This is a genomic window from Nocardioides campestrisoli (assembly GCF_013624435.2).
GTDB lineage: Bacteria > Actinomycetota > Actinomycetes > Propionibacteriales > Nocardioidaceae > Nocardioides > Nocardioides campestrisoli.
Genome location: NZ_CP061768.1, coordinates 2,860,952 through 2,885,694 on the forward strand (window position 1 = coordinate 2,860,952; position 24,743 = coordinate 2,885,694).

The following is a 24,743-nucleotide window of genomic DNA, read 5'->3' on the forward strand; positions in this document are numbered from 1 at the left end:
GGGGCCGAATCAGCTGAACTCGGCCATGAGCGTGAACCCGCTGCGGTCCAGTTCGTAGAAGACCTCGTTCCCCCTTCGGGTTCGACGAACCACGCCGGCCTCCAGCAGTTCCCGTAGGTGCTCCGAGGTCGTGCTGGGCGCGATTCCGAGGGCGGCGGACAGGGTGGTGGTGGTGGCCGGACGGTCCAAGCAGCGCAGGATCAGCGCTCGCCGCCTGCCCAGCAGGATGGCGAGCGGGTCGACCTCTGTGTCGACGCACGCCTGCGTCCCCGGAAGGCCCTGCAGCGCCTGACCAGCGGGCAGCGCGTAGGAGACCGCCACCGCCCCCACCGGGAGCGCCGTGAACAGCGACCAGGCACCGCCGAACACAAGGGGGACGAGGCGCAGGCGCCGGCCCCTGGCGACGTGCCGGATGTCCTCCTGGTGCGGGGAGGCCAGCAGGGGTGGCCGCCAGCGCAGGTGAGCGTCGATACCGCTCAGCATCGCGACCCAACCGCGTGCGACGAGTGTCTCGTTGCGGCGCCGCACCTCCGCCCGTACGGTCTCGGCCATCTCCGTCCAGTAGGGCTCGACGGCGGCGCACCAGTACTCGTCGAGCAGCGACGGCAGGTCGCCGCCACCGAACGCCTCGCCGAAGTCAGGGGTCGAGGAGTCGGACGGCGGCGGCGGGGAGACGGCGGCGACTCTCAGCCACAGCTCCCGCACCAGGTCCGGCGAGACTCTCTGCTGCGTCTCGTGGGCCCAGCGTGCGTACGTGCCGCCGCCCCTGACCCTGAAACGCGCCAGCACCGCAAGGCTCGCGATGGTCTCCCAGGTCGCGCATCCGCCGACCTGCACCGCTGGCGGTGACGAGGGATCAAGCCGGAGCCGAAGCACCGTCGGCTCCGACGACCATGAGCCCGTCAGCCACCATCGACGTCAGGAACTCCGTGGCGTCCGCCAGAGCCTCGTCGTCGGGGATCCCGTACTCGGCGACCAGCAGTGCGGCGAGGTCAACGACAGTGCGCGTCCCGTCCGCGCCCTCGAAGAGCACAAGGGCGGCGTCGGAGAGCTCCAGCGCGACGTCACCGAGGCCGATTTGCAGCGCTCCCCGGCGGCGCCGGAGCCAGATGCCGAGGCGCCTGCGTGGGCGCGCCCCCGGGTCCACCGCGGTCACGGCTGCAGGTCCACTCGCAGGGCTATGTCCTGGCAGACGCCGAGCACCTCCGTCACCCAGCTGGCGGGGGCGTCCTGGTCGTAGGTCCGCATCGACTCCAGCTCCCAGTACCGGTCGAAGTCGAGGAGTGCGGGCGAGGCCGCCCGGAACCGTTGGGGCCGCCACTTCGGGATCAGGCTTAGGTACTCCCCGTGCGACTCCAGGAGCGCGTCGACCGAGTGCCCGAGCGCCCGCCTTGCCGACAGGACGGCGCTCTCGAAGTCGCCCCCCTCCAGTTGGCCGAGGGCGTCCTCCACAGCGTCGTCGGAGGCCGCGAGGGACCTCGTCATCATGAACGACCGAAACGCCGAGGTCCGCACCCGCTCGTGGGCGGTGGCCAACCAGTCCACCCCTGCCAACGGGACGCCGTGCTCCAGACGGGAGATGAGGATCTCCTCGCGAGGGTGAAGCAGGCCCTGTGCGACGACGTTGCGCTCGAACTGCTCCCAGGAGACCTTGGCCAGCATCTGGTCGACCTGTCCGAGCGTCCAGTAGACGACCTCCCACCTGCGATCGCCCGAGTTGAATCCCTCGGACATCACCCGGGGCGGGTTCAGCGGCAGGGGGAGTGCCATGCACGCGTCGGACTCCCACTCCCGGGTCACGAACACCGCGATGTCCACGTCGCTCTGCGGGTTCGCCCATCCGCGAGCCAGCGAGCCGACCAGCGACGCCGCGACCATGTCGTCCGGGACGAGACCCCGCTCGCGCAACGGTGACAGCCATTTCTCCGCGTCAGTCATCTGCCCTCCCTCTCGCGTCCTCCTCGGCCAACGCTAGCGGTTCACGCTGGGGGCCGGTCCCTGTCCTCCGTTCGTGGACTGCGGACCTGTCGCGGCAGCCATCGCCCTCCAGTCACGCACCTCGGCAAAGGGGCGGATCAGGCCGTGCGGTTGACGACCGACCAGGCGATGCCGTTGAGGATCCCGCCTCCGTGACCGCCTAAGAGGGCACCGTGGTCCATAAGCAGGGCAAACTCGACGTCGGCCGAAAGCTCGACGTCGGCCGAAAGCAGGTCTTCCGCGATGACGCAGAGGTCTACATCTACCCCGACAACGCCTTCCAGAGAGCAGGCGTCTACAAGAGGGCCCATCAGCAGGCCCAGAACAAGGTTCGTGGCCCATGGGCCGGCGGAGAAGACGGACGGAAACCACGGTCCCTAATTGGCCTGTTCGGCGGAAAGTGTTGAACAAGGGCGCGTGATGCCCCGGGTTTGCTTCCGAGGCATTGGAGCCGGCGAGCAAGCGGCATGAAGAGAACCACAACGCGAAGGCCAGGAGATGACAGCTCCTGGCCTTCGGTGGTTTGTTCGAGCGGCCGACCGGCTGGCGGCTTCCTGGCGGACTGACCCGCATCTCGTACCGTCTCGGGTATGGGAATCGCTGATGACATCGCCATCTGGGACGCTGAAGCTGCTGCGTTTGACGAGCCGGCAGACCACGGCCTGAGGGACCCGGCCGTGCGAGAGGCATGGCGCGAGCTCCTGCTGGGCCGCCTGCCCGAACCCCCCGCTCGCGTCGCAGACCTGGGCTGCGGAACCGGCACACTCTCCGTCCTGCTTGCCGAGGACGGCTACCAGGTCGATGGTCTGGACTTCTCGCCGCGAATGGTGGAGGCGGCCGGGCGCAAGGGTGCCGGTGTGCGCGGAGTGCGGTTCATGCAGGGAGACGCGTTCGCCCCGACCCTCCCGGAGGGGAGCTACGACGTGGTCCTCTGTCGGCATGTCCTGTGGGCGATGCCAGACCCCGCCGTCGCTCTGTCACGGTGGCTTCGCCTGCTCTCGCCATCGGGCCGGCTCGTGCTGGTGGAGGGTCGCTGGTCCAATGGGGCGGCCTCTCGGCCGAGCAGGTGGTTCGGCTCGTGGAGAACACGGGTCGGTCCGCGTCGTTGACTCGTCTCTCCGACCCGGCCTACTGGGGACGGAGCATCAGCGACGACCGCTACGTGGTGTCGAGCCTTCGATGAGAGGGCTGGCGTGCTTCCCCGAACGCCGGTTGGACGGTCAGTCGGTGGCGTAGGGGTTCGGGTTGGTTCGTCCGTCGGGCCTCGCCAGGCGGGGTGCCCGGATGATGCGCGGCCGGGCTCTCCGCGCCTGCTGCTCGAGCGCGGCGACGGCCCACTTCCGCCACTCGGCGAGCTCGTCGTAGGCCGTGTCGGATGTCCGGGCGGCCAGCACGCGGGTGGCGAGCGCGATGGCTTCCTCGGCCTGGTTCCGGGCGGCGTACTGGTGGCAGAGCAGCAGCGTCAGCCGGGGCTCGATGAGGTGGAGTTCGTAGTCCATCGCCCACCCGAGATGCCGGTCGATGAGGACCTGCCGAACGCCGTTGGCGCGCTCCCACTCGATGACCAGCCAGGTCATGTACGCCTTGACCTGGACGTGGCTCCACTTCTTGATGGCGCGGTCGCCCCGCTCCTGGGTCCGGCCGAGCAGGACGCTCCCGATGCGGCCCTCGGAGAGCTCGCCGGCGCCGCCGCGCGTGGCGACCTCGGCGACCGGCTGGTAGATGGTGTCGCGCGGGCAGCCGGCGTGGTCGCGGCAGTCGGGGCACGCGAGGCTTCCGCCGTCGCCGCACGGGGTCGAGGCGGTGATGGCGGGCTGGTTCTTCGTCATCCACCGCACCGCGCGGGTGTGCGCCAGAGCCGGCTTGTCCCCGCGGCTGCGGATGAGCCGGGTGAGGGCGCCGAGGGCGGTGCCGGCCTGCCCGGGCTCGGTGGCGGTGGGCAGGAGGGCGACGACCTGGTCGAAGAGCAGACGGCCGTTCTCGCGGCCGGCGACCTCGGCGGCGCTGGCGAGGTAGCGGCAGCGGAGCTGGACGCACTCGGCGGCCATGGCCATCCAGGCGTCCACCTCGGCGGGGGCTGCGGGGTCCAGCAACGGCCGGGTGTGCCGGGCGAGGTGCTCGGCGGGGACGCGTGGCTCGGACGGGCCGCGGCGGTGGGTGACGATGGCGACCTTGGGGTCGCGCAGGGTACCGCGGCCGTGCTCGTCGAGCAGGTCCTCGAGGGTGTCGTGGCGCAGCGCGGTGGCGGCCGCGCGGAGCAGCTTCACCAGGACCGCTGCGGTCACGCGGGCGTCGGAGCGCCCGTGGTGCGGGTTGGCGTTGGTGAGGCCGTAGATGTCAGCGAGCCGGGTCAGGCCGATGGTGGTCCGGTTGCCGACCTCGGGTACGCGCAGCTGCCGTGGCAGCGCGGAGGTGTCCAGGATGGGCAGGTCTGGGAGGTCGGCAAGGCCGACCGCGATGTTGGGGGCGCCAGCGGCCTTGCGGTCGTCGAGGCGCTCGAGCTCGGCCCGCAGGACATGGACATCCACACCGGTGTGGCAGACGAACACGCCGGTGGGGTCGTTGAGCTTGGCCAGGATGCGGGCGGCGTGGAAGGCGAACTGGCGCTTCTTGGCGACGGCGGCGTCGGTGAAACCGTGGATGGCGGACGTCTCCGCGGTGATGGGGACGCCGGGGTTCATCTCGATGTACAGCTCGTCGGCAGCCGGTGCGCGCTTGCCGCGGACGACCGGGACGATGCCGATGGAGATGATGTGGTTGCCGTCCGGAGCGTTCGTGTACTCGGTGTCGACCACGTAGAAGGTGCGTTGGGTCAGCGTCTCGAAGTGGCTGGCCGCGGCGTCGGCGAGGCTCATCGCTCGGGTGTGGGCTCAGCGGGACTGCCGGTGCGCTGAGCCAGCAGCGCCGGCACCAGCGCGCGGTTGCGCAGGGACGAGTACACCTGCGGACGCCTCGTGGCGGCCTCTCCCGGGGGTCCGATGTACGGCGGCTGCGGGTCGGCGACGGCCCGGGGCGTCGGTGCCCAGCCGCCGTGCGCCTCGTTGTCCTCGCGCAGCAGGTGGGTGATGTCGTCGAGGTTGCGGAACGCGCCCTGGGCCCGGGCGACCGCGAGGTCGAGGAGGCAGTTGGTGCGGGCGATGTTGCGGAACAGCTGCTTGCGGTTCTCCAGGAACGGCGACAGCGTCGCTCGGAGGCGGTTCTCGATGGCGGCGTTGGAGGCCGGCAGGTGCGGGTGGTCGGTCAGGACCTGGATGCCGGTCCAGATGCGGTCCTCGTAGACATCTCGTTGGATGAGGAGCTTCTCGACCGGGGCGCCGAGGTCCGCGACCTCGGCGATGACGCTGTCCCACCACCGCGACCAGTCTGCACGGCCGAGGTTGAGCAGGTCGCTGCGGGTGAGCACGTCCAGGTGCTTGGCGAGCTGGGGCAGCGGAACCGCCCGACCTTCCACGACGTGCGTGGTGCCGGCGAGCTCGACGATGCCTTCGCGGATGTTGCGGTGCGCGTGGTACAGCGACGGCACGATGGGAACCGTGCCGTCGTACATCGCGGTCACGGCGTTCTGGATGCTGCTCGCGGCGTCGGCGATGACGAAGTCCGGGCGTTCGAGCTCGCCGAGGACGAGCAACCACGCGGCGGTGTCGCCGGTTGGGTACGCCCGCGCCAGTCGTAGCCGGTTCTCCCGCGTGGGCGCGTCCATCGGCGTGGGCCCGGGGTGCCAGATGACCTCGACGACGGCCAGGACGGACCACGCGACGGTGAGCTTGCGGTGCTGTCGCAGGAAGATGGGGAGTTCGTCGAGGAGGTAGGTGACGGGTGCGGCGAGCGGCGTGTCGGGCAGCGCCCGCTGCTGCTTGTCGTTGGCGGCGCGCTGGCGTGCCTCCCGGGCCCGGACCCGCTCCATCACGCGGCCGTAGATGAGTGGCGAGTACTGCTCCACCAGGTCGGCCGCCAGGTGCCACGAGGACTTCCCCATGGAGGCGTTGTAGGAGTCCTCGGGCTGGCCGAGGAACGGGCCGAGGTTCATGACGTCGGCGTGCGCGTCCTCGAAGTGGGTGTGGACGGCACCCTTCCGCTGCCTCATCGCACCAACTCCATCGGGTACTGGAGAGGCGCCTTCAGAACTCGACGAGCCTCGGTCGCCGGCATTTGAGGTCGCGCATTCGGTGAACGCCGATACATGACAGCCTCATGAAGACTTGCTTGGAGCCGTAAACAAGCGAGAGCAGACACCAGAACGCCTTCTCTTCCTCAGTCTTCGCGGCTCTACGTCGTTCAAGCCATCATCTGCTGCCGACGACGGCAAGAACAGCGACGCTGTCATGACGCTCCCCCGTGCTCGTCCGAGGACCCGGCGACGCCAGCGACACTAATGCGGACGCGGCGGGGCCAGGCCGCCATATCGGGCCGTTGAGGAGAATTCGACGCCGGGCGGAGGAAGTTACCCACCATGGCGTACGCCGCCTACCTCACGTGCCGCCGGACGAAGGCCCGAACTGCTCCCAGCGCGTGAGTCCGCTCGTCCGGACTTCCGGGACTACTGGACGATGGCCTGGTACACGAGATCCCGGAAGAGCTCGTGGTACCTGCGTCCCTGCCACCACCTGGCCTGCCACGAGCTCTGCATCATCAGCACGGCGTCGAGCTCCTCGGCGGGATCGACGAAGAATAGCGTCGACCCGCGCCCCAGCCACCAGTAGTCGCCCGGACTGCCCGGCGTGTTCCCGGTTCCTCGCGGACGGCGAACGGCGACGCCTAGTCCCCAGCTGTAGCCGACCCCGGGGATGAAGTCGGGACCGCTCTCGGCCAGGTCACCCAGGTGGTCCGACAGCATCATGTCCAAGAACCGTGGGCTCAGAACCTTGGTCCCGTCCTCGGCGGTGCCGCGACCCGTGAGGCACGTGAGGAAGCGCAGGTAGTCGGAGATCGTGGAGTAGCAGCCGCTGCCACCGGAGAGGTAGCTCGGCCTGGACGTCAACGTGAGCAGCTCGAGATCAGGCGCGAGGGAGCGGTCCGGCTGCGCGACGAGGTGTGCACGTTCCTCCGGCACCCAGAACCCGGTGCTGGACATCCCCAGGGGCCGCAGCACCCGATCGTCGACCAGCTCGTCCAGGTTCTGGCCGCTGACCACCTCCAGCACTCGGCCCAGCACCTCGTAGGAGAGCCCGTACTCCCACACCGAACCCGGTTGGTGGGCGAGCGGCACCCCACCGAGCCGTTCGACGAGGTCCTGGGTGGTCTCGGTGAAGGCCACGGCTCGGTGGTCGAACCCCCGGATCCCGTGTGCGTCATAGACGCGCAGGATGCCCGGGGACCCGAGGTAGCCGCCCACGATGCCGCTGGTGTTTAGCATCAGGTCGCGCACCGTCATGGGTCGGTGCAGCGGGACGGTCGGCACGTCGGGACGGTCCGCGTGCCGCGGATCGGTGGTGACCCTGAGGTCCGCCAGCGCGGGCAGGAAGGTCGAGACCTCGTCCGACAGCAGTAGCCTTCCCTCCTCCACGAGGGTGAGGGCGGCCATGGCGGAGAACGGCTTGGTCATCGAGCCGATCCGGAAGATCGCGTCGCGGGTCATGGGCTCGGGGCCGGCCGGGTCCAGACGGCCGAACGACTCAAGGCAGACCAGTTTGCCGCGGCGGCGGACCGCCAGCACCCCGCCGGGCGTCTGGCCCTGGGCGACTTGGTGCTCCATGACCTGCCTGACGCGGCCCAACCGTGCCGGCTCGAACCCGACGTCAGTCGGGTCACCCGTGCACTCCGCGCGCAGTGGGGCGGCGTGGACGGTTGCGGCGCTCACGACAGCCGCCCGTGTCGAGGCAGCCCACCGGCGAACACACGGGCGATCTCCTGGGCGACCCGCGTGCGCTGGCTGCGCTCGGAGGCGCCGGACAGGAAGGCACGGTGGGAGGAGACGACCACGTCGGGCCGTGCCACGAGTCGTCGGTTGACCTCGTCTACGTTCGGGTCCTCCGGGGTGAACACATCCGAGGCGTAGCCGGCTAGGCGCCCTGCCACCAGGGCCCGCTCGACCGCGGCTGAGTCGACGAGCGGACCGCGAGCGGCGTTGACCAGCACCGTGCCCGGCCGGGCGGCCGCGAGGGCCTCGTCGTCGACCAGCGACCGGGTCTCGTCGGTGAGCTCGGCGTGCAGCACGACGGCATCGCTGGACCGGAAGAGGTCGTAAAGGGTGTCGACTGCGCCCACGTGGTATCCGCTCATGAGGTCGGCCGGGACGTACGGGTCGTAGGCGACGATTCTCCCGTAGAAGGCCTGGAGGCGACGGGCCGTGGCACGACCGATGCGACCGAAGCCGACGATCCCCACGGTGCAGTCTGCGAGCCGGCGCGGGACGGCACTGCTGAAGATGCCCCAGCCGCCGGCCTTGATCAGGCGGTCCTGGTCGCACACCTGTCGCTCCAAGGCGAGCAGCAGGGCGAGCGAGTGGGTGCTCACCTCGTCCACGCAGTAGTCGGGCAGGTGGAACGACGTCATATCGCGTTCGCGTAGCAGCGGCACGTTGAGGTTGTCGATGCCGACGCCCTGGCGAGCGATGACCCGGCAGCTGCCGGATAGCGCGTCACACAGCTCCTCGGTCACCTGGGCCCGGTAGACCACCAGCGCGTCGGCGCCATCGACCCAGTCGAGGAACTCCGGGCCCTCGGTCACGAAGGCGTCGCCGTGCCACATCCCCAGGTCGATCTGCACGCCCGTGCCGAGGACCTCGCGTTCGAGGTCCGCGCGGGCAGGGTCGGGCCCACCGAGGGCCGGGTCCAGCGCCCACGCCGGGTCCGTGTAGACCACGCGCCGCGCCTTCACAGCACGACCGTCTTTGTCACGCACATGGCCTCCATCGCCCATCGGGCTCCCTCTCGACCCAGGCCGCTGTGCTTCACCCCGCCGAACGGGATTGCCGGCGAGCTGAACTGCGGCCCGTCGTTGAGGACCACCGTCCCCACCCGCAGGTCCTCCGCCATCCGCATGAGGGTCTGGTGGTCCCGCGAGAACACGCCGGTCTGGAGACCGAACGGACCCGCGTTGACCATTGCGACCGCGTCCTCTGCCCCCGCGACCTCGAGCACCGGCGCGACGGGACCGAACGTCTCCTCGGCCACCAGGGACGATTCGGCAGGCACCCGGTCCAGGACGGTGGGCCAGTACTGGGCGCCCGAGCGACGCCCGCCGAGCAGCAGCCGCGCCCCGGCGTCCATCGCCTCGCGGACACGGTCCTCTACGGTGCGCGCGGCGGCGTCGCTGATCAAGGTGCCCATGTCGGTCGCGGGGTCCGCGGGGTCTCCCACGCGGATGAGGCCGGCACGCTCGACGAGCAGCTCGGTGAACTGAGCCGCGACCGGGCGCGCCACGAGGATCCGCTTGACGCCGCGGCACGACTGTCCGGCGCTGTCGAAGGAGCCCTTGGCGGCTGCGGCCGCGGCGGCCGGAAGATCGGCGTCCTCCAGCACGACCAAGGCCCCGACATCCCCCAGCTCCATGGCGAGCCGACACATGGGAGCGCGAGCGGCAATGCTCCGACCCACCGCCGAGCTCCCCGTGAAGGTCACCATGTCGACGAGCCCGGTCCCGAGCGCCGCCTCGACCAGGGGCGCGGGGCTGCCGGTGACCACGGAGACCATTGCGGCGGGCAGACCGACCTCAAGCAGCAGCTCCACGAACTTGATGGCGGTCAGCGGCGCCTTCTCCGAAGGCTTCAGGACCACGCTGTTGTTGGTCGCGATGGCCGGGGCCAGCTTCACCACTACCTGGTTGAGCGGCCGGTTGAAGGGCGTGACGGCGAGGACGACGCCTACCGGCTCGAGCAGCGTCATCGCGTGCCGGGGCGGCGCCCCGGGCACGACGTCCGTGACCATGGACCCGCCCCGCAGTCCGGACATCTCCGCCGCGGTGGTGCGCAGGAGGGCGGCCGCCTGGTCCACCTCGCGCAGGGCCGCGGTGTGCGCCATCCCCGACTCCAGCCGGATCGATGTCGCGAACCCCTCAGAGTCCGCCAGCAGCCCGTCGGCCGCGCCCTCGAGGATCGCCCGGCGCTGGTGGGGGCGCAGGGTCCAGCGGTTCGCCGCGGCCAGTTGCACCGCCTCCACCATGTCGCGCGGGTCTCCGTCGGCAGCACAGCCGACGACGGCCCCGGAGTACGGGTCGCGGACCTCGAGCTCGGCCGACCCGCTGCGCCACGTCCCGCCGACCAGCATCTGAGCGGCGCTCACCGGTCGTACCCCCAGCCACGGCGGTCCTGACGCGCCCGGCCTAGGGTCCGAGCAGGTCGGTAGGTGTTGGAGAGCTCGAGGGTGTCTTGGTAGGAGAACGAGCTCGCGTCGCCCATGCGGAGCATGCCCGCGTTTCCGGTGAACCCGTGGCGCACGCCCGGTCCGATCCAGAGGCTGTCCCAGCGACCGAGCGCCTGCTGCACCACCCGGCCCGCTTCGTCGACCCAGGACGCCGTGGCCGACCCCGCAGTCACGAGGTAGAAGGTCGCCTGCGGGTCCCGGAGGTCGAGCTCCTCCGCGGTGTCGCCGTCGACCAGCAAGAAGCTGCCGAGTAGGTCGGGTGCGGACGAGGACCCGGCCATGTCCGCCACGGTGTAGCTCGCGAACCGTCGCACCGAGGCCCGGCTCTCCGCGATCGTGCGCGAGGACTTGCCCATCGGGTCCCTGTCCTCGAGCGGCGGCAGCAACAGCCTGTAGTCCAGGGAGAGGACTCGGCCAAGGCGGGCCAGCGCGGTGAGGTCCGGCTCGCCCGGCGCCTCCCGCAGCAGGGCGTCGACCGCGTCCCGGTCTACGTGCGCGGCGGCGGCCAGGGACCCCGGGTCGTGGCCGCGTCGACGCATCGCCCGCGCTAGGACTGTCCCGGCGCCGAACTCCTGGCCCACGTCGTCGAGCAGGCACCCGAACGCCTCGTCGGACCACGTATTGGTCTGGTCCACGAGGTTCGCAAGGGGGCTGGCGCCGGTGTAGGAGAGGATTCGTGCCGGCTCGTCGGTGACGCGCGAGTAGGTGTGAGGGCAGAACGACGGCTCGTAGTAGGAGTCACCCGTGATCCAGGCGTCTGGCCCCCGGTTCGCCGAGAGCACGCTCCACGTCTGCGCCGTCAGCTCCTCGGCCCACCGGCCGTTGATGTCACCGGGGCCGAGGTTGACCGTGATGGCCGGCTCCAGGTGACCCTGGTTGAGCTCGGGCAGCCGCTGGGGCGGGCACAGGATGTCGAGGATCACCGGTGCCACCTGTCCGCGGGGCCCCGCGAGCGAGTAGTACACGTAGAAGTCGATGCCGTCCCGGCGCACCGTCCGGCGCTGCGCCTGCGACGAGGCGGCCGAGCGGTAGACGGCAGCCACCGTGCCGGCGTCGGTGCGCAGCTGGTGCACCTCGACGTCGAGCACCTCGGACGCCCGGGCGACCAGCCGGTCGTCCCAGACCAAGGCACCACCGTCCGTCGCCTGGTCCATCGATGCCGCATCGGCACCTACCTCGGCGTTGAACGCCGGCACGGTCATCTTCCGCGCGTTCAGCCAGCGCATCAACTTCACAGGGTCGATCTCGATTTCGTCGGTCGGCACAGGTCCTCCTAGGTTTGGGCGCACTGCTGCAGGAGCGGAAGAAGGGCGGCGGCGTCCACCCGTCGTGGGTTGTTCCGTGACCGGCCGGATGCCTGGGCCTCCCGGACCACCGCAGGCAGGTCGACGGCCGGGCGTACGTCGTCGAGCGTGGGCAGGCCGACCACGCCCAGGACCTCCTCGACCAGCCGGCGGAGGCCGGCCGACGACTCCACCCCGAGTGCTGTCAGGACCTCTCGCACCCTCGAGCGGACGAACTCCTCTCCTCGGGGATCGACGCAGTCGGACGCCGCCACCGCGGCGTTGAACGCGGCCACCGGGGCCAGCGCCAGCGCACAGGCATGGCCGTGCGAGAGTCCGTGCCTCGCGGTGAGCGGGTACGACAGTGCGTGGGCGAGCGTGGTGCGCGTAACCCCGATCGCCACTCCGCTGTGGGCCGCTCCCAGGCTGAGCGCGGAGCGCGCGGAGAGGTCGCCCGGGTCCGCCAGGCACCCCAGCAGGCCGGAGGAGACTAGCTCGACACCGTGGAGCGCGTGGGCGCGTGACTCGGCGGTCGACCGAGTGGACCACACCGACTCAACCCCGTGTGCCAAAGCGTCGAGGGCAGCGCTCGCCAGCGACCGGAGGGGGAGGGTGAGGCCGAGGAGGGGATCGACCACCGCCAGTCGCGGGGCCAGCCGGAGGTCGTCGAGCGCGAGTTTTGCTCCGCCGGGCCCGTCCCAGAGCGTGGCGGTCGGCGTCGCCTCAGACCCGCTGCCCGCCGTGGTCGGAACCGCGACCAAGGGCACGACATGCTCCATCGCGCTTGGCTGCGCGACGGCGCGGGCCAGCGTGACCGAGGAGCGGCACAGCCCTGCGACGACCTTGGCCGCGTCGAGCACGCTCCCGCCGCCGATCCCGACGACGAGGTCCGGGCTGTGGGGACGTGCCGCGCCCACGAGACGCTCTGCCTCCGCCACCGTCAACCGGTGGGAGCGTCGAACCACCACGTCCAGCTCCCACCCGTGACGACGGCGCAGCCGGGCGACCACCTCCTTCGCCCATCCCGTGCGACTCGACGCCGAGCCCATCACCACCAGGGGACGCCTCGAGCCGCTGGTCGCGGAGTGGCCTTCCACCAGGTCCACCAACCGGTCGGCGGCGCCGCAGCCAACGTGGAGGTGGTCGGGAAGCGCGGGCGGCGCGGCAGGACGCCCGCTCACGCGACTCCCTCGGGCTCCGGCCCGCTCTCGACCCAGGACCACACCGCCTCGAGGACGCCGGACAGCTTGTCCTGCGTTTCGACCAGCTCGCTGTGGGGGTCTGACTCCTTGATCACGCCGACGCCCACCTTCGCGTGCATCGTCTCGTCGAGCAGCAGGAGGTTGCGGATGTTCAGGAAGGCGGCCGCCGACTGGTCGTTCAGCCGTCCGACGAGGCCGGCGAAGTAGCGGTGGGGGGCTGGTTCGGCATCCGCGAGTGGCAACAGCTCCGGCGGTCGGGCACCGAGCAGAGGGAAGAGGCCATCCATCAAGTCCAAGGGCGATACCCCGGGACGGAGCTCACCGGTGAAGACGGAGTGCAAGTGGCTCACGTTACGGAGTCGCTTCACGCGCGTGTCCTGGACGACCCGGAGGGATCCGTCGGTGCAGTGGTCCCGGAACCGCCGCTGTCGGCTGGCCAGCGAGGACCAGTGCTCCTTCAACTGTTTGGGGTTCGCGGACAGCTCTTGGGTGAGCCCCTGCGCGTCCGGGGTGGACCGGCACGTGGCGGCGACCACGTCCACGGTGAGCTGACCGTCGCGCGTCTCGAACACGTTCTCCGGGCTGGCGCCGAGACACACCACCGCGTCCTCGATGCGGGAGAAGTGACTGCAGGCGTACTCGCCGTTTGCCCGAGCGTGCAGCTGGTAGAGCTGGAACGGGTCGAGACCGGGCGGCAGCACCCGCTCGTAGGCCCGGGTCAGCGCCATCTTGCCGTCGGCGTGTTCCTGCAACGCGCCCACCGCGGCAGTGAGTCGCCGAAGGAATTGCTCGTCCGACTCCGCCGACCGCCACCCGCTGACGAGTCGGGAGAAGGCCTCCGGGGCGTCGGGAACGGGGGACGCCGGTCGGGGCGACACCTCCGCGAGCGCCTCCAGCATGGCTTTGCCCCGCCGCTCGGCCACCGCGTCGGCGGCGTGCCCCAGCACTCCCTCCGGGTGCTCCGGCGAGAAGTGGAGCTCGAGGGCGGGCTGCACGAACAGGGCGAGGGGAAGGGACTCGTCGGCGAAGGAGCGCGCCAGGTCAGGACTGACGAGGAAGAAGCAGGGCGCATCGCGCACCAGGAGCTGCTCCACCTGCCGCATGGCTGACCCGCGCCGCCGGACCACCTGCCTTCCAGTGTGGACGTCCGACACCGAGACGCTGTTCCGAGCGTCGACGGCGACGGTTCGCCGCGTGCCGACGCCGATGTCGACACGTCCTGCATTCTTGTCGTGCACGAAGTAGCTCGCCCGAGCGTCCACCAGCCCGGACCGCTCGAAGAACTGGCAAGCCCTCTCCCAATAGACACCGTTCACCGGTCTCCCTCCCCCGCCGGTGCACCAAGCTGGCGTCCCGGCCGCGCGGACGTTACCGACTCCGCAAGTCCGCGTCGAGGGGTGTCCGCAGTTCGTCTCAGCTCCCCCTGCGCGGCGGCGTCTCGGTGTGTGGCCGCGGACACATTTTTCACTACCGGCGAATCGCTCTGTGCCACGATGAGCGCGCACGGACCACGCTCCTCACCGCGCTTGAGAAGGACCGTTATGGCTTCCAGCACCTCGTTTCCTCCCCCGCACGCAGCGGCCTCCACCTCGCGCGCCCTACGGTCGCTGCTGTTCGACGGATCCCGCATCATCCGGGTCGCCGGGGCCCACAACCCGCTGGGCGCCAGGCTTGCCGAACGGGCAGGGTTCGACGGCGTCTGGGCGAGCGGACTGGAGGTGTCTGCCTCGCAGGGGGTGCCGGACACCGACATCCTTACCATGACCGAACTCCACTCCGTCGCGGCCGTGATGGCGGAGTCCGTGGCCGTGCCGTTGGTCGCGGACTGCGACGCCGGGTACGGAGGCGTCCCCAACGTCATGCGCATGGTCCGCATGTACGAGGCCTCGGGCATCGCGGCCGTCTCGATGGAGGACAAAACCTTCCCCAAGCGCAACAGCTTCATCCCCGGTCGGCAGGACCTGGTGAGCACCGAGGAGTTCTGCAGCAAGGTCGAGGCGGCCAAGCACGCGCAGCGTGGCCCCGAATTCATGGTCATCGCGCGCACCGAGACGCTTGTCGCGGGCGGCGAACTGCCAGAGGCCCTCGATCGGTGCCGGGCGTACGCGGAGGCCGGTGCTGACGCCGTCCTCATCCATTCCAAGGACCGGTCGCCGCAGCGCGTGCTGGAGTTCCTGGAGTGCTGGCAGGACCCCTCAACCCCGGTCGTGGTCGTACCGACGACCTACCACTCCGTGACGGCTGCCGCGCTCCAGGAGGCGGGGGCCAGCATGGTCATCTACGCCAACCACGGGCTCAGGGCTAGCATCGCCGCCGTCGAGAACGCGTTCCGATCGATCCTGGCCAACGGGAGCTCCACCGAGATCGAGTCCGTCATCACTCCCGTCCACTCGGTCTTCGAACTGCAGGGCACAGCTGAGACACTGGCCGCCGAGGCCAAGTTCTCCGTGCCCGACTCGAACGTCCGGTGATGCCGGGAACACCGGCCGGCGAACTGGTCGGCGCCCTGGTAGCCCGCGGGGTGGGACCGTTCGTCGGTGTCCCCTGCTCGCTCCTTGAGCCCGTCCTGTCGTACGTCTCCGAGCACCACCCGGAGCTATACCTGCCCGTCGCGAATGAGGGCGAGGCGGTGGCGGTCGCCAGCGGCATGCGGCTGGCGGGCGGGCGGCCGTGCGTCTTCCTCCAGAACTCCGGCCTCGGCAACGCCGTGAACCCGCTCACCTCTCTGTCCCACACGCTCCGGGTACCGTTCCTAATGCTGGTGGGGTGGCGGGGCGAGCCGGGCCAGCCCGACGAGCCGCAGCACCGGCTCATGGGATCCATCACCGAGCCGCTGCTGAGGGCGATGGAGATCGGCCACGCGAGGTTGGACGACTCCGTCCCGGTCGACCGTCAGGTGGCGGCTGCGCTGGACCACCTAGAGCGCACGTCGCTCCCCTACGCACTGCTAGTGCCGCGTAACGGCGTGAGGACCGACGTGGTCCGCTCCGTACCCGATCCGGGGCCCGCCCGGATGCGACGCGACGAGGCGATCGGTGTGCTCCTCCGGAACCTCGACCCCACCGACCTCGTGGTGTCGACCACGGGTCGTACCTCGCGTGAGCTCGAACGCGACTGGGACCGCCCCGAGAACCTTTACGTAGTCGGGTCCATGGGGTGCGCCTCCAGCGCGGCACTCGGCGTGGCCCTGGCGGCACCCCCCGGTCGCCGAGTGGTCGTCCTGGACGGTGACGGAGCAGCGCTCATTCGGCTCGAAGCCCTGACGACGATCGGCAGGACCGCACCGCCCGACTTCCTCCACGTCGTGCTCGACAACGGAGTGCACGACTCCACGGGCGGACAGCCGACCGGCGCTGAGGCCGTCGACCTGGTCGGGGTGGCGCGGGCGTGCGGGTACGCGGCGGCGCTGGACGTCCTCGACGCAGAACACCTGGCCAGCGTCGTCTCCACCTCGCACGACTCCCCGACGTTCGTGCGACTCCTGCTGCGTCCCGGGGCCGATCCCGACCTCGGCCGGCCGGCGCTCGCCCCGCACGAGAGTGCCCGGCGGTTCCAACTGGTGGCCGCCCGTGGGTGACCGCGGCAACCTCCCTGCCGCGCTCGACACGCTGGCCGCGACCCTGGGACAGGGGGGCTCGCTTCTCCGCGATCCTGCTGCGATGTCGGCGTTCCGGCACGACCGGGCGCACCTGGTCTCCCCCGGCGTCCCGCTCGCCGTGGTGAGGGCGTCGACCACAGAGGACGTCGTGGCCTCGCTGCGCTGGGCGCACGAGCACGGCGTCCCGGTCGTCCCGCGCGGTGCGGGGACCGGACTGGCCGGCGGGGCGAGTGCCATCGAGGGCGGGCTGGTGCTCTGCACGACCAGGATGGACGCCATCCTCGAGATCTCGGTCCCCGACCAACTCGCGGTGGTCGAGGCGGGCGTCGTCACGGGCGACTTGGACCGCGCGGCCGCCGCGCACGGCCTGATGTACGCGCCAGACCCTGGCAGCGTCGACACGTGCACGATCGGCGGCAACGTCGCGACCAACGCCGGCGGCCTGCGCTGCGCCAAGTACGGCGTCACCCGCGACTCTGTATTGGGGTTGAAAGTGGTGCTGGCCGACGGCCGCGTGCTGGAGACCGGGGGCAGGACGGTGAAGAACGTCGCCGGCTACGACCTGACGGCACTCATGACCGGCTCCGAAGGGACCCTGGGGGTCGTTACGGAGGTAGTGGTGAGGCTTCGCCCACGTCCGGTCGCGCTCGCGACCATAGTCGGGACGTTCCCCACGGGGCGGCACGCAGGGGCCGCCGCGGCCGGCGTGATGGCAGCCGGGCTGCAGCCGTCGCTGCTGGAGCTCATGGACAGGTCGATCGTGGAGGCGATCAACTCCTGGAAGGGACTGGGCCTAGACGGCACCGGTGCCGTCCTGCTCGCCCAGGCCGACGGCCCGACCAGCGCGGCGGACGCCGCCCGAATCCGGACGCACTTCGAGGCGGCGGGCGCCGAGACGGTCACCGTGTCCGACTCCGCCACCGAGGCGCACGAGCTGGCGGAGGTGCGACGCCTGGCGTTCCCGGCGACCGAGCGTCTCGGCTCCTGCCTGGTCGAGGACGTAGGCGTCCCCAGGTCCCGGCTGCCGGACCTGATTGACCGGATCGAGGAGATCGGCGTCCGGCACGGCGTGCGCATCATGACCGTCGCGCACGCCGGCGACGGCAACGCGCACCCCACCTTCGTGTTCGACCCAGGCCCCGACGGAGCGGTCCCACCGCGCGTGTGGAGCGCCGCGGACGAGGTGTTCTCCGCCGCCCTGTCCATGGGAGGCACCCTGTCGGGCGAGCACGGCGTGGGCGTGCTCAAGCAGCGGTGGCTCGCGAGCCAGGTCGGCGACGTGGCGATGGACGTGCAGCGTGCGATCAAGCACGCTCTCGACCCGCTCGGCCTGCTGAATCCGGGACGCGCGATCTAGGACGGCGCAGGGAGGACCCGGGCGACGTGCACAGCTTCAGGCCCTCACTCCACCTCGATGTCGAAGAGGGTGTCGACCGAGGTCAGCGGCAGCGGGTCCGCGGCCACGATACGCGCCTTGACGGACGCCCTGCTTGCGGCGACATAGCGCTCGACGTCCTGAACGGTCATGCGCTTCTCCGGACCGCGCAGCCGGTAGAAGTCGAGGATAGTGGCACGGGGGATGTCGCCGTGTCGGGGCAGTGCCCGGTCTAGCAGGTCGCCTGCCCTGCCGTAGTCGATCTCCATCGCGTCCGCGTCGAAGAACTCGGCAACCCTGCCCTCGGGCTCCGCCGCGGCGATCAGGGCGCGGTCCCGGTCGTAGAGTCCCAGACGTATCGTCGTGCGCAGCCGGCCGCCCGGCGCCACGAGGCTTAGCAGGCTGGGCACACCGGCCAGCGCCTCGTCGTCGGTGAACCGGTTCACCAGCCGATCGGCGAGGACGAGGTCGAAGCGACCCCGGAGCGCGGGGGGTGCGGGCTCGGTCGCGTCATAGTGCTCGACGGAGCACCGCTCGCCCCCCGACCAATCCCGGGCGGCCTCCTGAATGGCCGCCCGCTGCCCCGGGGCGAAGTCCAGCACGGTCACCCGCGTCCCGCGGTCCACCGCGGCGCGGATCAGGTGGACGGTGGAGGCGCCCACCACGGCGACCTGCGTGGAGCCTTCCACGCCCTCGAGCATGGCAGTGATGTCAGCCCCCGTCGGCCCGCCGTTGTAGCTGGCGGCCCAGTAGTCAGAGCCGATCAGGTCCCAGGCCTCGGACTTCGGATTCCCCATGTCAGCGCGTCCTTCTGTCGGTCACCATTGGTGCAGGATTCTCAGGCCCGGCGGTTGCCGAGGATAGGGTGCTTGCCCGACTGGGTCACCGGCCCGTTGCCGGGTTTGAGACGAGGCCTCTCAGCAGCGGCCTCACACGCGTTGACCGGGGCCCTACTTCACAGAGATGCGGAGCAAGGCACGTACAACGCATCGCGGGGGATCTCGTGGCCCAGCGGCCCTCGCCGGTGTGCTGCCAGTCGGAGTTCCAGTTCTTGATGGTCTTGAGGTCTCGGCCGGTGAGGTCGGCGATCTCGCTGAGGGTCAGGGTGGTGTCGGGACGGTAGGGGGCCGGCGTAGCGCCGGGCGTCGTGTGGGTCATGTCCGGGGACCGTCCGTCGCGATCCGGACCCCGCAATGCACGCCACCTGGCGGCTCAATCCTTCTCGGCCGGCCGCCTGCGGCCCCCCTGGTTGCCCCCGGTTGCCCCTGGTCGGGCACGCGAGCAAGCGGGCCGCAGGCGTGGAACGGACGTGGGGTGCACCTGGTGCGACCGGGTTCACCGGGGGCGTTCCTCGCACTATGACACCGATAATCGGGCTCGAGGAAGCGCCGCTGGCCACCAGATGCGTCCAGAAATGCACTTGGCCCCCACATGATGTGGGGGCCAAGTGCGAATCTTTCGATTCCTTTGTAGCGGGGGCAGGATTTGAACCTGCGACCTCTGGGTTATGAGCCCAGCGAGCTACCGAGCTGCTCCACCCCGCGCCGCTGAACAGAACATTACGTGATCCGCGGGGTGGAGCCAAATCCGGGGGTCAGTTCCCCGATTCGTAGAGGTCGGAAGCCTCCTCGACCAGCTTCTGCGCCTCGTCCAGAGCCTCGGCCCAGGCGACGGTGTCGCCCTCGCGCTGCGCGGCGTTGGCCTCCTCGAACTTGGTCGCGGCCTGGTCGAGCAGGCGACGCACCTGCTGGCTGACCGAGCCCGTCTCCTCCGGCGGGGTCTCCCCCTCCTCGGGATCGGGGTCCGGCGTGGCCGTCTCGGCGTCCTCGACACCCAGCACGTCGGCGATCGCCCCGCGCAGCGTGGTGTCGATGCCGACCCGGCCGCCGTAGGAGACCAGCACGAAGCTCAGGATCGGGTACGCCGACTCCGAGGTGTCACGCGCGGCGTACAGCGGCTGGACGTACATCAGCCCGTTGCCCACCGGCATGGTCAGCAGGTTGCCGTACCGCGGGTTGATCCCACCCTGGTCGAAGGAGAACAGCTCGTCGCGGACCTCCTCGTCCGAGGCGATCTCGTTGGCCACCTGGGTCGGACCGTTGGTCCGCTCGTCGGCCAGCTCGAGAGCCTGGATCTTGCCGTAGTCCTCGCTCGTCGCGTCGGAGTTGACCGAGACGAACGCGGCCAGGTTGCTCTTGCCCCGCGGCACGTAGACCGAGGAGAGCGACCAGACCTGGTCGGCGGTGTCGGCTGCCTCCACGTCGACCTCGGCGTCCTCGCCCGCAGCGCGCTGCGGGTTGAGGAAGAACCGGTACGGCGGCTGCAGGTTGCCGTCGGAGTTCGGGTCCTCCGGCACCTCCCAGCGGTTGTTCTGCGCGTACCAGTCCTCGGGGTCGGTGACGTGGTAGCGGGCGAACTGGTAGCGCTGTGCCTTGAACAGGTCCTCCGGGTAGCGCAGGTGCGACATCAGCGAGTCCGGGATCTCCTCGCGGTCCTCGACCACGTCGGGGAAGACGCCCCGCCAGGCCTTGAGGATCGGGTCCTCGGTGTCCCACTCGTAGAGCCGGACCGTGCCGTCGTAGGCGTCGACGGTCGCCTTCACCGCGTTCCGGGCGTAGTTGATCTCGTCCGTCGGCAGGGTCTGGAAGCCGGGCGCCTGCTGCAGCGAGTCGTCGGTCATCTCCTCGAACGACTCCTTCTGCGACAGCGGGTAGCGGTCGGTGACCGTGTAGCCGTCGAGGATCCACTGGATCCGGCCGTCCACCACCGCCGGGTACGGGTCGGCGTCGACGGTCAGCCAGGGGGCGACCTTCTCCACCATCCGGCGCGGGTTGCGGTCGTAGAGGATCTTGCTGTCCTCGTTGACGCGCGAGGAGAGCAGGATGTTCGGCTCGCCGTACTTGACCGCGAACAGCACCTTGTTGAACAGGCCGCCGACCGGCACGCCGCCGGCGCCGTCGTAGGTCGTGGTCTGGCTGTCGTCGTCCTCGCCGCGGGGCAGGTCGAGCTCGACGTCGCGGCCCTCGGCGTTGCCGACGATCGAGTAGTCCGGGCTCTGCTCGCCGAAGTAGACCCGCTGCTCGTAGCCGCCCTCGGCCAGCTCGGTCAGCGCGCTCTGGTTGTCCTCCTGACCCTCGGCCCACTGGATGCCCGAGGCCTGGTTCCGGTTGTCACCCGGCCGCTGGTTGGCGTACGCCGCGATCATCCCGGTGCCGTGCGTGTAGACGGTGTGCAGGTTGTTCCAGTTGCGGGCGGAGTCGGCCAGGCCGTCCTGGTCGAGCTCGCGGACGCCGAGCACCACCGCGCGCTCCTCGCCGCCGAGGCTGTAGCGGTCCACGTCGAGCACGTCGGCCACCGAGTAGTAGGCCCGGACCTGCTGCTGCTGCTCGAAGGTCGGGCGGACCAGCTGCGGGTCGACCAGCGGCACCGAGGAGGTCTCCGCGTCGAGCGCGGCCAGCTCAGCCTCCAGGTCGGGCTCGCTGGTGTAGCGGTTGACCTCGACGTCGTCGATGTCGTACGCGGCCCGAGTGGCGGCGATGTTCTTCTCGATGTACGGCGCCTCCTTGTCCGCCTCGCTCGGCGAGACCTGGAAGCGCTGCACCGCGCCGGGCCAGATCAGGCCCAGCAGGATCGCGGAGAGCGCCAGCAGCGCCACGCCCACGGACGGCAGCACCCAGGTGCGCCGCCAGATGTTGAGGAAGAACAGCACCGCACAGATCAGCGCGATGCCCAGCAGGATGTTCTTGGCCGGGAGCACCGCGTTCTCGTCGGTGAAGCCCATGCCGGTGAAGAGGCTGTCGGAGTCGTGCAGCAGGTCGAACCGGTCCAGCCAGTAGTCGACGGCCTTGGCCAGCACGAAGAGGCCGAGCAGGGCGGAGAACTGCGCCTGAGCGGCCGGGCTCAGCCGGTCACGGCTGGCCTGCAGCTTGACCCCGCCGTAGAGGTAGTGCACCAGCGCGGAGGCAAGCAGCGCCAGGATGGCGATCGCCATCACGTAGTCGGTCAGGTAGTGCCACCACGGCAGGTCGAAGACGTAGAACCCGACGTCACGGTCGAAGAACGGGTCGGTCTCTCCGAACGGCACCCCGTTGCGCCACAGCGCGAACTGCCGCCACTGACCGGCCGCCGAGGCGCCGGCGAAGAGACCGATCACCACCGAGACGGCCAGCAGCAGCCACCCCTTGATCGGGGTGACCGCGTCGCGGTAGCGGTCGAGGCTGTCCTGCTCCAGCGAGCTGGGCCGGAAGACCGGACGGAACCGGTAGGCCAGGTACATGTTGAGGGCGACCACACCCCCCATCAGCGAGCCGAAGGCGACGAAGAGCCCGACCCGGGTCCACAGCAGGGTGCTGAAGACACCCTTGAACCCGAACGAGTCGAACCACAGTCGCTCGGTCCAGAACGCCGAGAAGGCCGTGAGCCCCAGGAAGAGCACGAGCAGCACAGCTGCCGTGATCACCAGGGCCCGCGACCTCCGGGGCGCAGCGGACGGCGTCGCCGGCGGTCGGGCCGGCTGGCCGAACATTCCACTCACTGAATCTCCTCATCCTCGAACGTGCTGCGGAGCAGCTCGATCAGTCCGGGCACCAGGCTGGTGCCGTCGACGACGGACTGGGCGTCGTCATGGGCGCGCATGCGAAGTGCGCAGTAGGTCGAACCGCTGCGGGTGACGCCGGCGACCAGGCGTACCTCCTGCCGCAGCGGGTGCTCCCGGGCGAACCGGCCGGCCTCGACCGGGTCCTCGGGGATCTGCTCGTCGACCTCGGGGGGCAGCACCAGCCGCTCGAGCGCGACGGCCGCCCCGTCGACGGTCTCGGGCCAGGCGATCTCCTCCAGCAGCTGCTCGAGCGGCCGCTCGGGGCCGGTCGGCTCCTGCTCCACCGGGGTCAGCGACCCCTCGGCGGAGGACTCGTCCAGCCCCATCACCCGGGCCAGCTCGGGCTCGTTGGTGACGATCCGGGCGGTCTCGACGAGCGCGTACAGCCGGGCGGGCTGGTCCCAGCCCTGTTCGGCGACGTGCGACTCGATCTCCAGCACCGCGGAGGCGAGCGCCGGGTCCGGGATGGTCTGCTCCTGGGTCACGTCCTCGCTCACTCCGAGCTCCTCTCACAACGGGGCAGGTCGGCGTCCGGGTCCTCGACCCAGCGCTCCAGCGAGTCCAGGGCCGAGCTCACGGTCTCGGCCCGGACCAGGCGCATGTCGTCGGGGTCGGCGCCGAGCGCCTCCCCGCAGTTGTCGGGCGGTACCAGGAAGAGTCGCGCGCCCTCGTCCCGGGCCGCGGCGATCTTCTGGGCGATCCCCCCGATGGGCCCGACCTGGCCCTGGTCGTCGACCGTCCCGGTACCGGCGATCACCTGGCCGCCGGTCAGCGAGCCGGGGGTGAGCGTGTCGTAGACCGAGAGCGCGAACATCATCCCGGCGCTCGACCCGCCGATGGCGGGGTCGACGTCCAGGGTGACCTCGAAGGGGAGGTCGAAGCCGTAGCCGGTCATGATGCCCAGGCGCGGGGTGCCGTCCACCTCCCGCGGCGAGACCTCGAGCGGAACCTCCCGGCCGTCGCGTCGCACGAGGAGCGCCAGCTGCTCACCGGCCGGGGCGGCGCTGACGGCGTCCACCACGTCCTGGCTGCTGGTCACCTCACGCCCGCCGACCTCGAGCAGCTCGTCGCCGACCTCGAGGACGCCCTCGGCGGGCATGCCCTCGGAGACCTCGCTCACCTGGACCGACTCCTCGACCTCGAACCCCGCCTCGCGCAGGGCGACCGCGACCGCGGTCTCCTGGGAGGTGGCCATCAGCATGGCGCCGCGCTGCTCGGACTCCTCGGGCGTGGTGCCGGAGTCGTACACCGCGTCGTAGGGCACGACGGCGTCGTCGTCGTCGATCCAGGCGCGGACCACCTCGAAGAGGTTGACGGTGGCCTTGGGCCGGGAGACGTAGACGGTCGTCAGCAGCATCTCGCCGTCGTCGCGGTACGTCTTGTGTCCCTGGACCTGCAACAGCTCGCCGTCCTCGGTCTCGGAGAGCAGGTCGACGGTGATCCCGGGCTCGTAGGTGACGTAGGGCAGGGGCGTGAAGAGTGCCGCCGCCCAGAGCCCGATGAGCAACGGCACGGCGAGAACACCCGCCACGGTCCGTTGACTCATGGCCACAGCCTCTCAAACGGTCGCAACTACGAGGCGCGACGGGGGCCCTGGGTGGGACCCGGTGTCGGCGGCTGGACCTTGCGCGCCTGGCGTACGGCGATCCCGGTGCTGCGGTCCCGCTCCCGCACGGGCGGGGTCTGCGGCGTCGGGCGCTCCTGGGACAGGGCCCGGGCCAGCCGCTGGACGGCGACCTCGCGGTCCACCTCACCGCGTCCTTCCCGGCCCAGCCAGCCCACCCAGAGCATGGCCAGGCACGTCACCACCAGGGACGGCACCAACCACCACAGGATCTCCACGGCCCTCAGCGTAGGGACGCCGCCCGGCCCCGTGGCCCAGGCACGCCGCGACACCCGTGGCGGACCGCCCGTTTCAGCACCAGCGGGGTCAGGGGGTGCCGACCCACTCGTCGTCGCCGTCGTCGAAGCGCTGGTGCTTCCACACCGGGACCTCGGCCTTGAGGGTGTCGATCAGGGCGCGGGAGGCACGGAACGCCTCGTCGCGGTGCGCGGCGGTGGTCGCGACCACGACGGCCAGGTCGCCGATCGCCAAGGACCCGACCCGGTGCACCGCGGCGACCCCGAGCACGTCGTGCTCCTCGGCCACCCGGCGCGCCACCTCGCGCAGCCGGTCCAGGGCACTGGGGTGGGCGGAGTAGTCCAGCGCCTGCACGCCGCGGCCACCGTCGTGGTCCCGCACCCGCCCGACGAACAGGGTGAGCCCGCCCGCGGACGGGTCGTCGAGGGCGGCCAGCACCTCCGCGACGTCGAGCGGGGACTCCCGCAGGTCGACCAGCCGGACCGGGTCAGCAGCGCTCACCGGGCAGAGTCTAGGTCCAGGAAGCCGAGCCCGGGGTGCGCTGGAGGCA

Annotated in this window: 21 protein-coding genes and 1 tRNA gene; 4 read left to right on the forward strand and 18 right to left on the reverse strand. The window is 70.7% G+C overall.

Going from position 1 to position 24,743, the window contains the following annotated elements:
* Positions 1 to 9 precede the first annotated feature (9 nt).
* The 3 genes from H8838_RS13420 to H8838_RS13430 are packed head-to-tail and all read right to left on the reverse strand — an operon-like array spanning position 10 to position 1,938.
* Entirely contained in the window at positions 10 to 876 is an 867-nt protein-coding gene (locus H8838_RS13420) for an ArsR/SmtB family transcription factor (protein ID WP_185995760.1), read from the reverse strand.
* Positions 857 to 1,156 (reverse strand): PqqD family protein, encoded by a 300-nt coding sequence (locus H8838_RS13425; RefSeq protein WP_185995759.1) that lies wholly within the window; start codon positions 1,154 to 1,156, stop codon positions 857 to 859. The genes H8838_RS13420 and H8838_RS13425 overlap by 20 nt, the downstream gene beginning before the upstream one ends.
* Positions 1,153 to 1,938: a nucleotidyltransferase domain-containing protein gene (locus H8838_RS13430; RefSeq protein WP_185995758.1), complete on the reverse strand. Its 786-nt coding sequence runs from the start codon at positions 1,936 to 1,938 to the stop codon at positions 1,153 to 1,155. The genes H8838_RS13425 and H8838_RS13430 overlap by 4 nt, the downstream gene beginning before the upstream one ends.
* 629 nt (positions 1,939 to 2,567) lie before the next feature.
* Between H8838_RS13430 and H8838_RS20345 the strand changes: the two genes are divergently transcribed.
* Positions 2,568 to 3,086, forward strand: a complete 519-nt coding sequence (locus H8838_RS20345; protein ID WP_224766125.1) for a class I SAM-dependent methyltransferase — start codon at positions 2,568 to 2,570, stop codon at positions 3,084 to 3,086.
* A gap of 111 nt (positions 3,087 to 3,197) precedes the next feature.
* Here H8838_RS20345 and H8838_RS13440 read toward each other — a convergent pair whose 3' ends face one another.
* From H8838_RS13440 to H8838_RS13475, 8 genes are all read right to left on the reverse strand, one after another.
* A complete protein-coding gene (locus H8838_RS13440) occupies positions 3,198 to 4,832 on the reverse strand; it encodes a 3'-5' exonuclease (protein ID WP_185995757.1) in 1,635 nt (544 codons plus the stop codon).
* The gene (locus H8838_RS13445; RefSeq protein WP_185995756.1) at positions 4,829 to 6,061 is read right to left on the reverse strand and encodes a hypothetical protein; all 1,233 of its coding nucleotides are present in this window, start codon (positions 6,059 to 6,061) and stop codon (positions 4,829 to 4,831) included. The genes H8838_RS13440 and H8838_RS13445 overlap by 4 nt, the downstream gene beginning before the upstream one ends.
* Positions 6,062 to 6,514: 453 nt before the next feature.
* Complete coding sequence (locus H8838_RS13450) at positions 6,515 to 7,669, reverse strand: serine hydrolase domain-containing protein (RefSeq protein ID WP_185995755.1); 1,155 nt, start codon at positions 7,667 to 7,669, stop codon at positions 6,515 to 6,517.
* A gap of 101 nt (positions 7,670 to 7,770) precedes the next feature.
* Complete coding sequence (locus H8838_RS13455; protein WP_224766126.1) at positions 7,771 to 8,778, reverse strand: C-terminal binding protein; 1,008 nt, start codon at positions 8,776 to 8,778, stop codon at positions 7,771 to 7,773.
* An 11-nt stretch (positions 8,779 to 8,789) separates the two neighbouring features.
* The gene (locus tag H8838_RS13460) at positions 8,790 to 10,196 is read right to left on the reverse strand and encodes an aldehyde dehydrogenase family protein (protein WP_224766127.1); all 1,407 of its coding nucleotides are present in this window, start codon (positions 10,194 to 10,196) and stop codon (positions 8,790 to 8,792) included.
* The gene (locus H8838_RS13465; protein WP_185995753.1) at positions 10,193 to 11,542 is read right to left on the reverse strand and encodes a cupin domain-containing protein; all 1,350 of its coding nucleotides are present in this window, start codon (positions 11,540 to 11,542) and stop codon (positions 10,193 to 10,195) included. Before H8838_RS13465 ends, H8838_RS13460 begins: the two co-directional genes overlap by 4 nt.
* Positions 11,543 to 11,550: 8 nt before the next feature.
* The gene (locus H8838_RS13470) at positions 11,551 to 12,741 is read right to left on the reverse strand and encodes an iron-containing alcohol dehydrogenase (protein ID WP_185995752.1); all 1,191 of its coding nucleotides are present in this window, start codon (positions 12,739 to 12,741) and stop codon (positions 11,551 to 11,553) included.
* Positions 12,738 to 14,078, reverse strand: a complete 1,341-nt coding sequence (locus tag H8838_RS13475) for a chorismate-binding protein (protein WP_185995751.1) — start codon at positions 14,076 to 14,078, stop codon at positions 12,738 to 12,740. The genes H8838_RS13470 and H8838_RS13475 overlap by 4 nt, the downstream gene beginning before the upstream one ends.
* 177 nt (positions 14,079 to 14,255) lie before the next feature.
* On the opposite strand from H8838_RS13475, the gene H8838_RS13480 reads away from it, so the two are divergent.
* From H8838_RS13480 to H8838_RS13490, 3 genes are all read left to right on the forward strand, one after another.
* Positions 14,256 to 15,233: an isocitrate lyase/phosphoenolpyruvate mutase family protein gene (locus tag H8838_RS13480; RefSeq protein ID WP_224766128.1), complete on the forward strand. Its 978-nt coding sequence runs from the start codon at positions 14,256 to 14,258 to the stop codon at positions 15,231 to 15,233.
* Complete coding sequence (gene aepY, locus H8838_RS13485) at positions 15,233 to 16,339, forward strand: phosphonopyruvate decarboxylase (protein WP_185995749.1); 1,107 nt, start codon at positions 15,233 to 15,235, stop codon at positions 16,337 to 16,339. Before H8838_RS13480 ends, aepY begins: the two co-directional genes overlap by 1 nt.
* 82 nt (positions 16,340 to 16,421) lie before the next feature.
* Positions 16,422 to 17,717, forward strand: coding sequence for an FAD-binding oxidoreductase (locus H8838_RS13490; RefSeq protein WP_185995748.1), 1,296 nt, complete (start codon positions 16,422 to 16,424; stop codon positions 17,715 to 17,717).
* Positions 17,718 to 17,761: 44 nt separating this feature from the next.
* Here the strand turns inward: H8838_RS13490 and H8838_RS13495 are convergent, their stop codons facing one another.
* The 7 genes from H8838_RS13495 to H8838_RS13525 all read right to left on the reverse strand — a co-directional run bounded on the left by H8838_RS13495 (position 17,762) and on the right by H8838_RS13525 (position 24,694).
* Positions 17,762 to 18,532 (reverse strand): class I SAM-dependent methyltransferase, encoded by a 771-nt coding sequence (locus H8838_RS13495; protein ID WP_185995747.1) that lies wholly within the window; start codon positions 18,530 to 18,532, stop codon positions 17,762 to 17,764.
* Positions 18,533 to 19,205: 673 nt separating this feature from the next.
* Positions 19,206 to 19,279 (reverse strand) — tRNA-Met (locus tag H8838_RS13500).
* A 50-nt stretch (positions 19,280 to 19,329) separates the two neighbouring features.
* Positions 19,330 to 22,194: a UPF0182 family membrane protein gene (locus H8838_RS13505; RefSeq protein ID WP_224766129.1), complete on the reverse strand. Its 2,865-nt coding sequence runs from the start codon at positions 22,192 to 22,194 to the stop codon at positions 19,330 to 19,332.
* A gap of 71 nt (positions 22,195 to 22,265) precedes the next feature.
* A complete protein-coding gene (locus H8838_RS13510; protein ID WP_181312380.1) occupies positions 22,266 to 22,829 on the reverse strand; it encodes a PPA1309 family protein in 564 nt (187 codons plus the stop codon).
* Positions 22,826 to 23,878 (reverse strand): YlbL family protein, encoded by a 1,053-nt coding sequence (locus H8838_RS13515; protein WP_185995746.1) that lies wholly within the window; start codon positions 23,876 to 23,878, stop codon positions 22,826 to 22,828. The genes H8838_RS13510 and H8838_RS13515 overlap by 4 nt, the downstream gene beginning before the upstream one ends.
* A 26-nt stretch (positions 23,879 to 23,904) precedes the next feature.
* Positions 23,905 to 24,174 (reverse strand): hypothetical protein, encoded by a 270-nt coding sequence (locus H8838_RS13520; RefSeq protein ID WP_224766130.1) that lies wholly within the window; start codon positions 24,172 to 24,174, stop codon positions 23,905 to 23,907.
* 88 nt (positions 24,175 to 24,262) lie between these two features.
* A complete protein-coding gene (locus H8838_RS13525; protein ID WP_181312378.1) occupies positions 24,263 to 24,694 on the reverse strand; it encodes a molybdenum cofactor biosynthesis protein MoaE in 432 nt (143 codons plus the stop codon).
* Between the last annotated feature and the right edge of the window lie 49 nt (positions 24,695 to 24,743).